Source organism: Vicinamibacteria bacterium (genome assembly GCA_035620555.1).
Classification (GTDB): domain Bacteria; phylum Acidobacteriota; class Vicinamibacteria; order Marinacidobacterales; family SMYC01; genus DASPGQ01.
Window position 1 is genome coordinate 1 of sequence record DASPGQ010000053.1, and the last position, 9,698, is coordinate 9,698.

At 63.7% G+C, this 9,698-nt stretch carries 8 protein-coding genes; 6 read left to right on the forward strand and 2 right to left on the reverse strand.

Annotation, left to right across the window (positions count from 1 at the left end; genetic code table 11):
• The 6 genes from nqrF to VEK15_01980 form a co-directional block, all read left to right on the forward strand.
• Positions 1 to 799, forward strand: a 799-nt coding sequence (nqrF, locus tag VEK15_01955; protein ID HXV59428.1) for an NADH:ubiquinone reductase (Na(+)-transporting) subunit F, incomplete at its 5' end; no start/stop codon positions are given.
• Positions 800 to 803: 4 nt separating this feature from the next.
• Positions 804 to 1,889 (forward strand): FAD:protein FMN transferase, encoded by a 1,086-nt coding sequence (locus VEK15_01960; protein ID HXV59429.1) that lies wholly within the window; start codon positions 804 to 806, stop codon positions 1,887 to 1,889.
• 150 nt (positions 1,890 to 2,039) lie between these two features.
• Entirely contained in the window at positions 2,040 to 2,213 is a 174-nt protein-coding gene (locus VEK15_01965; GenBank protein HXV59430.1) for a hypothetical protein, read from the forward strand.
• 58 nt (positions 2,214 to 2,271) lie between these two features.
• Entirely contained in the window at positions 2,272 to 3,255 is a 984-nt protein-coding gene (locus tag VEK15_01970) for a metallopeptidase family protein (GenBank protein ID HXV59431.1), read from the forward strand.
• 93 nt (positions 3,256 to 3,348) lie between these two features.
• A complete protein-coding gene (locus tag VEK15_01975; GenBank protein HXV59432.1) occupies positions 3,349 to 4,311 on the forward strand; it encodes an alpha/beta hydrolase in 963 nt (320 codons plus the stop codon).
• A 22-nt stretch (positions 4,312 to 4,333) separates the two neighbouring features.
• On the forward strand, positions 4,334 to 7,423 hold the full coding sequence (locus tag VEK15_01980) for a glycosyl hydrolase (GenBank protein HXV59433.1): 3,090 nt from the start codon (positions 4,334 to 4,336) through the stop codon (positions 7,421 to 7,423).
• A 23-nt stretch (positions 7,424 to 7,446) separates the two neighbouring features.
• Here the strand turns inward: VEK15_01980 and VEK15_01985 are convergent, their stop codons facing one another.
• Together VEK15_01985 and VEK15_01990 are read right to left on the reverse strand one after the other, a co-directional pair.
• The gene (locus tag VEK15_01985; GenBank protein ID HXV59434.1) at positions 7,447 to 8,373 is read right to left on the reverse strand and encodes a calcium/sodium antiporter; all 927 of its coding nucleotides are present in this window, start codon (positions 8,371 to 8,373) and stop codon (positions 7,447 to 7,449) included.
• Between the two features lie 33 nt (positions 8,374 to 8,406).
• A complete protein-coding gene (locus tag VEK15_01990) occupies positions 8,407 to 9,507 on the reverse strand; it encodes a radical SAM protein (protein HXV59435.1) in 1,101 nt (366 codons plus the stop codon).
• Positions 9,508 to 9,698: the final 191 nt, after the last annotated feature.

Sequence of the window (9,698 nt, forward strand, 5' to 3'; positions counted from 1 at the left end):
GACGTTCATCAAGGAGCTGGTGCTCGAGCTTCCTCCAGGCGAGGAGGTGCCCTTTCGTGCCGGCGGCTATATCCAGATCGAGCGTCCGCCGGGCACGGTGGCGTACAAGGACTTCCAGATCGAGAAGAGGTTCCGGGGCGATTGGGACAAGTTCGATATGTGGCGCTTCGTTTCGACAATGGCGGAAGACGAGGAGGTCGTTCGCGCCTACTCCATGGCGAATTACCCCGAGGAGAAGGGAATCATCATGCTCAACGTGCGCATCGCTTCCCCTCCTCCCCGTATGCCCGACGTCCCGCCGGGAAAAATGTCTTCCTATATGTTCTCGCTCGAGCCTGGCGACCCGGTGACCATTTCCGGACCTTATGGGGAGTTTTTCGCCAAGGACACCGAAGCCGAGATGATTTACATCGGTGGCGGAGCGGGGATGGCGCCGATGCGCTCGCATATCTTCGACTTGTTCAAGCGCGTCGGGACCAAGCGTAAGGTCTCCTTCTGGTATGGGGCGCGAAGCCTGCGGGAGGCTTTCTACGTCGAGGACTTCGACGGCATCGCCGCGGCTAACGACAACTTCGAATGGCATCTCGCGCTGTCGGAGCCCCTTCCCGAGGACCAGTGGACGGGGAAGACGGGCTTCATCCACCAGGTCCTGTACGATCACTATCTCAAGGATCACCCGAACCCCGAGGACGTCGAATACTACATCTGCGGTCCCCCCCTGATGCTGAAGGCCTGCCTCGAGATGCTCGATGGCCTCGGCGTGGAGCCCGAGAATATTCTCTTCGACGATTTCGGCTAGCATCTTGCCCATTGACTCGGAGCCCGATCAGGCGCCTGCCATCCGCGGTCGCGCCGCGCTCCTCGGCTTTTCCGCTTTTCGCCTGGCCCTGTATGCCTTCCTGGTTCTCGCCTGCGCCCATTCCGAGCGGCGCAACCACGCCCCCGAGGCGCGTTTCGAGGGCGAGAGCATGGGCACGACCTATACCGTGGTGCTGGTCGCCGAGCTTTCCCAAGGCGAGCGGAGCGAGCTCGAGCGGATCATTCGAGCCGCGCTCGACGAGGTGGACGCGGCCATGTCGACTTATCGCGACGACTCGGAGCTGTCGCGTTTCAACCGTGCGCCCCCCGGCGAGCCGTTCTCGTTATCGCCGGAGACTCTCGAGGTCGTATCCGAAGCCATCGCCGTGAGCGAGATGACCGGCGGCGCATTCGACGTCACCGTGGCCCCCCTCGTGCGGCTATGGGGTTTCGGTCCTTTGGCCGACCGCGACCGCCTTCCCACCGACGAGGAGCTCGCGGCCGCCATGAGCCGCGTGGGCTATCGTCATCTCGCTGTCGATCGTGCCGGGGGCACGCTCGCGAAGGACCTCGACGGGGTGGAATGCGATCTTTCTGCCATCGCGAAAGGCTATGGAGTCGACCGCGTGGCCTCCGCTCTCGAGCGTTTCGGTATCGGGAACTACATGATCGAGCTCGGCGGTGAGGTGCGAACTCTCGGCGTGAACCCCTCGGGTGAGCCTTGGAAGATTGCCATCGAGAAGCCGGTTTTCATCGGTCGGGACATCGAGCGAATCGTCCCCTTGAGCGGACTCTCGGTTGCGACCTCGGGCGACTACCGCCACTTCATTACCGTGGACGGCGTAACCCGATCCCATCTCATCGACCCTCGGACCGGCCGCCCGGTCCAGCAAGGGCTGGCATCGGTGAGCGTGGTCGAGAAAAACTGCATGCGTGCCGACGCCCTGGCCTCTGCCCTTTTCGTGCTCGGTCCGGACGACGGGCTCGAGCTCGCCTCACGCAAGGGTCTCGCGGCCCTGTTCTTGATTCGAAACGAAGATGGAAGCTTCGAAGAACGCTCGACACCCGCTTTCGACGCGCTCACGTCATGAACGCTCCAATTCGCTAGCAGGGTGATGAGAAACTCAGCCCACCCTGCGCGAGCGGAGCGAGCCCGGCGCGCCTGCCGCGCCGTAAGCAGCCCGAGCCGTGGCGGCTCGATCCGGGTCCCGCCACGGCATTGAGTACTCTAGAATGCAAGTGTGCAGCTCTTCATTCTGGTGCTCGCGGTGATCGGCCTGGCGATGCTCGCCATGGGAATCGGCGTGATTCTGAAGAGGCCCTGCCTGCGGGGCTCCTGCGGAGGACCAGAAGTCACGGGTGCGAATGGAGAGTCTCTTTCCTGTGAGACCTGTCCCAATCGCATCAGGAACTGATCGGGCCGGTGGCGGGAGGCCCCGCTAGAGCCCGCTCTGGAGTATGCTGAGCGCCGCGATGGCGGAGGAAATTTGGGACCGCGTCCTCGGGCTCGTCGACCAGGGCCGGCTCGAAGAGGCTTTCGAGCAGGCAGAGGCTCATCGTGACGAGATCCCGGACTCTCCCCAGGCTCACCTGTTGCTCGGAGTCGTACAGGCGCAGATGGGAGACATCGAAGATGCGCTGGAATCGTTCGACGAGGCCTTGAGCCTGGACCCGAGCTTCGAGCTCGCCCGCCTCGAGAAGGCTCGCATCCTCTACGACGAAGAGCTGTTCGAGGACGTGATCGAAACGCTGGAAGAGTCGAAAGGAGCCGAAGCGTCGCTTCTCCTGGCCTCCGCCCTGTACGAGCTCGGCGAGAACGAAGAGTCGGAGAGCCGATTGGCCCTGGCGCTCGCCGAGGGCGAGACGGCGGAGATGCGACAGCTCGAAGCCACGCTTCGCCTCGCCCGCGCAGCGCGAGACGATGCCCTGGTCTCCGCCGAACGATCCGTTTCTCTCGATCCCGAGGACCCGGTGAGCCACTACGTCCTGGGACTCGTGCTCACGCAGCGGGGAGAGCTGGATCGAGCCGACTCGGCCTTTCGCCGGGCGGAGGAGCTGGATCCCGATACCCATTTCTGCCCGTCCCGCCTCGATGGCGAGGAGTTCGACGAGGCCGTCGACGCGGCCGTGGCCGAGCTGCCCGAGGAGTTCCAGAGCTTTTTGGAGAACGTCGAGATCGCAGTCGAAGAGGTGCCCGATCCCGGACTCATCCGCGAAGGGGTGGAGTTCGACGTACTCGGCTTGTACCAGGGAAGCACCATCCAATCCGAAGGATGGGACTTGCCCGACAGGATTCTTCTGTTTCAGAGAAATCTCGAGAATATCTCGCCGGATCGCCAGACCCTCCTCGAGGAAATTCGTACGACGGTCCACCATGAGATCGCCCACCATATGGGGATGGATGAGGAGGCGGTGAGAGACGCGGAGGGAAGCACGGATGACCCAGATCCGGAATGAGCGCTCGGCCCATATTCGCCTTTTCCCACCGCTCGCTGCAGCTTTCGAGATCTCGCGTGGACGAAGGGACGGGAACTGACTTTCGCCGCGACCGTGCTCTCCGTCATCGCAACCCTGGTCGCACTCGCGGCTCTCGCCTACTTTGGCCAGCGCGTGATGTGCTTCGTCGAAGCGAGACGATTCCCCGCACCGGGGATTCTCGTCGACGTGGGCGGCCATCGGCTGCATCTCGACATCGCCGGCGATGGCGGACCGACGGTGGTCCTCGATTCCGCACTCGCGGGATCGTCTCTGAGCTGGGCCGAGATTCAACCGCGTCTCGCCGAGATGGCACGCGTCGTGAGCTACGATCGCGCGGGCTTCGGCTGGAGCGACCCTCCTCTTCGACCGCGCCGCGTCGACTACCTGGTCCAAGAGCTCCGTGAGGCTCTCATCGCCGCCAGTTTGCCTCCCCCGTGGGTTCTCGTGGGCCATTCCTACGGAGGCTGGATCGCCCAGCTCTTCGCATCGAGATATCCGGGCGAGGTCGGTAGTCTGGTTCTGGTGGACGTCCCTCACCCGCGCCGGTGGATGGCTCCCGACGCGGCGCAGAAACGGCGGGTCCGGCGAGGCGCCCTCATGGCGCAGGCGGCGGCGCTGTTCGCGCAGGTTGGACTCGCTCGATGGTTGTTCCGATTCTTTGCCTGGCGTCGTTCGGGGGGTGAAGAGAAGGATCGCATCCAGATTCTCCTGGACAAGGTGCCTGACCATCGAAAGGCCGCGCTCCGGAGTTTCTGGGTCAGGTCATGGACGCTCTCTTCCCTCGCGAGTCTCATCGAGCACGCACCCGAAAGCGCCGCGATCGTCGCCAACCACACCCGTGATCTGGACGAGATACCGCTCGTCGTCCTCACCGCATCGTGCCCGTCCGCGGACCGGCTCGCGGAACAAGAGGAAACTCGGAAGCTGAGCACGAAGAGCGCCCACATCGTCGCCGAGACCAGCGGCCACTGGATGCTTTTCGACGAGCCCGAGCTCGTCATCGAGGCCGTTCGGTGGGTCCTGGCACAACGATGAAAGACTTGCAAGGAGATGAAGCATGTTCGAAACGATGGCCCTCGCGTTGTTGGTCGCACAGGTCACTTCGGCCTTCGAGAACCTGAAGTTTCGGTCCATCGGCCCCGCTGCCGGCGGACGCGTCACGAGGGCCGTCGGCGTGGACTCCGATCCGAGGGTGTATTACGCCGCGACCGCGTCGGGCGGCGTCTGGAAGTCTACCGATGGAGGCATCCGCTGGTCGCCCATCATGGACGACCAGCCAGTGTCCTCGATCGGATCGATCGCGGTGGCCCCCTCGGATCCCAACGTCGTCTACGTCGGAGCGGGCGAGGCGAACATTCGGGGGAACGTCGCCGCCGGAAACGGCATCTACCGCTCGACCGATGCGGGAAAGAGCTGGGAGCACGTTCTCGTGCAGGAGGGCCAGATCGGCACGATGGAGGTGCATCCAACGAATCCCGCCGTCGCCTTCGCCGCCGTGCTCGGCCATGCCTTCGGACCCAACGAGGAGCGAGGCGTCTATCGGACGACCGACGGTGGCACGACCTGGCAACGGGTTCTCTACATCGACGAGGATACGGGCGCCTCCGACGTCTCGATCGACGCCTCGAATCCGCGCATCGTCTTCGCCGGGATGTGGGAAGCACGAAGGAGCCCCTGGAGCCTCACGAGCGGCGGGGAACAAGGAGGGATCTACGTTACCCGCGACGGCGGCGAGTCGTGGGAGAAGCTCGAGCACGAGGGACTCCCCTCCGGGGTGACGGGAAAAATCGCCGTCGACGTCGCGCCTTCCGATGGTCGAACGGTCTATGCGCTCATCGAAGCGGAGGAAGGCGGCCTCTATCGTTCCCGGGACGGGGGCGAGAGCTGGACGCGGGTCAACGGCGAGAGCTACCTCTTGATCCGACCCTGGTATTTCACGCACCTCACCATCGACCCAACCAACCCCGACGTCGTCTGGGCGCCATCGCTCCAAATGTTGAAGAGCATCGACGGCGGCGTGACGTTCAAGCGTATTCAGGGCATCCACCACGGAGACCATCACGATCTCTGGATCGACCCGCACGATCCCTCGCGCATGATCGCCTCGAACGATGGAGGGGTCGACGTCAGCGTCGATGCCGGTGAGAGCTGGTACGCGCCCGCACTTCCCATCAGCCAGTTCTATCGGGTGAACGTCGACAATCGGACGCCGTATCACGTGCATGGCAACATGCAGGATCTCGGGACGGCTTCGGGACCGAGCAACAGCCTGTCGGAGAGGGGAATCACCCGATACGACTGGCACGGCGTCGGTGGGGGCGAGACGGGCCATTCCGTCTCCGACCCCCGCGATCCGGATGTCGTGTATGCGGGAGAGTACTTCGGTTACCTCTCACGCTACGACCACGAAACCCGCCAGGCGAGAAATATCTCGATCTATCCCATGGATACCTCCGGCCAGGGCGCCTCTGAGCTTCGCTACCGGTTTCAATGGACCGCCCCGGTCCACTTGTCCTACCACGATCCGAATGTGCTGTATCACGGCTCCCAGTTCTTGATGAAGACCACGGACGCGGGTTTGACCTGGGCTGCGGTCAGCCCCGATCTCACGAGAAACGACGCCGACAAGCAGAAATTCTCGGGAGGACCGATCACCGGCGACAACACCGGGGTCGAGATCTACGGGACGATTTTCGCCATCGGCGAATCACCGGTTCGAAGAGACCTCATCTGGATCGGAAGCGACGACGGGCTCGTCCACGTGTCGCTCGACGGTGGCGCGGAATGGAGGGACGTGACGCCGCCGGATCTGCCGGAGTGGAGCACGGTGAAGACGATCGAAGCCTCTCGGTTCTCCGAGGGGACCGCCTACATGGTCGCCGAGCGCCATCGACTCGACGACATGTCTCCCTATCTCTTCAAGACCGCCGATTACGGCTCGACTTGGCAGAGCTTGAGCGGAACGATGGACCAGCACGTGTATCTCCATACGGTGCGGGAAGACCCCGAGCGCGAGGGGATGCTCTACGTCGGGACGGAAACCGGTGTCGTCTACTCGAAGGACCACGGGAAGAGCTGGGAGGCTTTGAAGCTCAACCTGCCGACGGTTGCCGTCCACGAGCTGCGGGTCAAGGACGGCGACCTCGTGGTCGGTACGCACGGTCGATCGATCTGGATCTTCGACGATCTCACGCCCATTCGGGAGATGTCGCCTTCGATCGAGGGCGAGGAGGCTCACCTGTTCTCCGTGCGTCCCGGCGTTCGATTCCGATACCACGGCGGGCCGAGAGACATCTATGGCGGTGACAACCCGCCGCAGGGCGCGATGCTCCATTACTACTTGGCGAACGAGCCAGAGGAGGAGATCCGGTTGCGCATTCTCACCGCCGGCGGAGACCTGGTTCGCACGTACTCGAGCCACGAGGAAGAGCCCGAAGGCACGGAAGACACGCCCGACGTCTTTTTCCGCAAGCTCCCCGAGATTCCCAAGAAGAAGGGCGTGAATCGTTTCAGCTGGGATTTGCGTTACGACGGCGCGCGGATCATCCCCGCCGCCGAGATCGACATGGGGGATCCCCGCGAGGGCGCATTCGCACCCCCCGGCGAGTATCTCGCCGAGCTGACCGTCGGCGAGCGCGTCGTAAGCCAAGAGCTCGTCGTCAGACCCGACCCGCGAGGCTCGCCTTCCGTGACCGATCTCGAAGAGCAGCTTCGCTTCTCGCTCTCCATTCGAGACACGATCAGCACACTTACCGACACTGTCGTCGAAATCCGTGCCCTGCGCGAGCAGCTCGAGTCGGCCCGAGCCCGCTACGAGGAAATAGCCGAGCTATCGACCTCGATCCTCGAACGATGCGACGAGCTCGAGAAACGACTCCACAACCCCGGAGCCAAGGTCGCTTACGATATTCTCGCCACGCCGGGAGGCGCGAAGCTCTACTCCAAGCTCGGCCCGTTGATGGACTACGTCAACGAAGGGGACGGCGCACCGACTCAGGGAATGCGGGAAGTCTACGAGGAGCTTCGCTTGGAGCTCGAAGACATCCGATCCGAGTGGAACGACGTCGTGACCTCACGAGTAGCGGAGTGGAACGCTCGCGCCCGAGAGCTCGAGCTGCCTCACATCGTGCCGCCCGCGGGAAGATAAGGCTTCCCGGCGCACTTGTCGGCTCACAGCACGACGGCGAGGAATCCCAGGTAGCCCGCGAAAAGCACGATCCCTTCCCAGCGAACCAGGCGACGTCCGGTGTAAAGGAAGAGGGTGGCCAACAAGGTGATGCCGACGAGCGCGGGGAGCTCGAATCCGAGAAGCCGGGAGTCGACGGGAATCGGCCGGATCGCGGCGGAAAGGCCGAGTGCACCGAGTACGTTGAAAAGGTTGCTCCCGACGATGTTGCCCACCACGAGATCCGCCTCCTTGCGTAGGCCGGCAACGATCGAAGTCGCGAGCTCGGGAACGGAAGTGCCCACGGCGACGAGGGTAATTCCGATGACGAGCTCCGGCACCCCGAGGCTCCGTGCGAGACTCACCGCCGAGCTCACGAGAAGATGAGCCCCCCCGAGAAGGAGACCGAGGCCGAACGCGATCCAGAGCACATTCATGGCGAGAGAGCCGCCCGGTCGCTCGATATCCGGTGGGCCGGTCCTCTCGGCCCACCGGAACGAAAGGTAGTTGATACCAGCCAGAAGGCCCAGGAATACGAGACCGGTGATGCGACCGAGCTCGAGCCGAAAGCACAAAACCGCGAACAAGAGAGTAACGCCGACCATCAACGGCAGCTCCCGACGCAATACCGCGGGGGCAACGAGCACGGTAGCGAGAATCGCCGTGGCACCCAGGATGAGACCCAGGTTGGCGACATTGCTTCCCAGGACGTTTCCGATGGCCACGTCGGCGTGACCTTCGAGAGTCGCGACCACGCTCGCGACGATCTCCGGGGCCGAAGTTCCGTAGGCGACGAGCGTCAGGCCGACCACGAGCGGGCTGATGCCGAGCTGCATCGCCAGGCGCGAGGAGCTGCGAACCAGGCTGTCGGCGCCGAACGACAGAAGGGTTAGTCCGAGCAGGCAGAGGAGCGAGGCGGTGAGGACACTCACGCCAGGCTGACCCGCGGACGGACGCTCAGCACATCACACTTCGACCGCGATGGGAGTCGGCTTTCGGGTCACCGCGCAATGGCGGCAAATCGGCTCGCCCTCCTTCCCCGGGCGGTCCCAGGTGCGCGCTCGATGCGCTCGGCGAAGTCGTTCGAAATTCTCACAGGCCCAGACCTCCCGGATCGTCTGCGGCGGCTTCACGCTATCGGACACCACCGCACCTCCGTCGATCTCGAGCGTGAAGCCCTGGCAGCAAGGCATCGTGTGCTTGCCGTCCCAGGTCACGACCATTCGGCGAAACGGATCGGGGCACTGAAACTCGGCCGCGGAAAGATCTCGCCACTCGGCCGCCTTCCAAGAATGCTGGGCGCCAGCGGGGAAATAGCATTCGCTGACCGACATCCAGTCGACCCCCATCTCGTCCCTCCAGAAGGACTCCATCCGACCGCTGTCGACTTGGGCGGCGTTCAGCCACGTGCGCACCACCGAAGCACGAATTCGACAATCGGGAACGCCGCGACCCTCGGCGCGCGCAGCGACCGCGGACTCGACCGAACGCAGGAGGACGTCCCAGTCACCGCCCACACGCTGGCGGGCGTAGGTGTCGGGATCGCAGGCATCCACGGAGAACATCAGATCGGTGATACCGGCATCGACGAGCTCGGCGAACAGCGCGGGATGGGTGCGGGCGCGGCCGTTTCCGTTCGTGTTCATCATGATATCGGGAAATCCGAAGTCGTTGGCCCTCCGCACGAACGCCACGATCTCGGGATGAAGCGACGGCTCGCCTCGGTAGTTGAGCTTGATCGAACAGACGCCAATCTCGGCGCACTGCCGCAGAAGCTCGCCATAGAGCTTCGGATCCATATATCCGCGCCGATACGTGTGATCGGCGAAGCCGAGCTTCCGGATATGCTCGTGGGTCCAGATCTGGCAAAAGCCCTGTGGGTCTTCCTCCGAGCTGCCGCAGCGGAGATCGCAGACGGCGACGGTCTCCAGATCGACGTGCACCGGATAATCCGCCGCTTCCAGTTCATCACCGCGCCGGTCCCACTCGCGACGATAGGCCTCGTAGCGTGCGCTTCTCGCCGATGGCGCGGTGCCGAGAACGCGGAACGTGGGGTCCTGGCTCATGAAGGGCCTATTCTAGCCCGAACCACGCTCCGCGATTCCAACCGGAGCCCTAGCAGCTAGGCTAGAACCGTTTGCCCGCAGTCGGATTCAGCCGTCGAGCGGTCTCGTTCCTCAGCCACTTCTGGACATCGTCGGGGTGAAATCGCAAATTCCCCTCGAACAGCACGTGAGGGATCTGCCGGGTTCGCGCC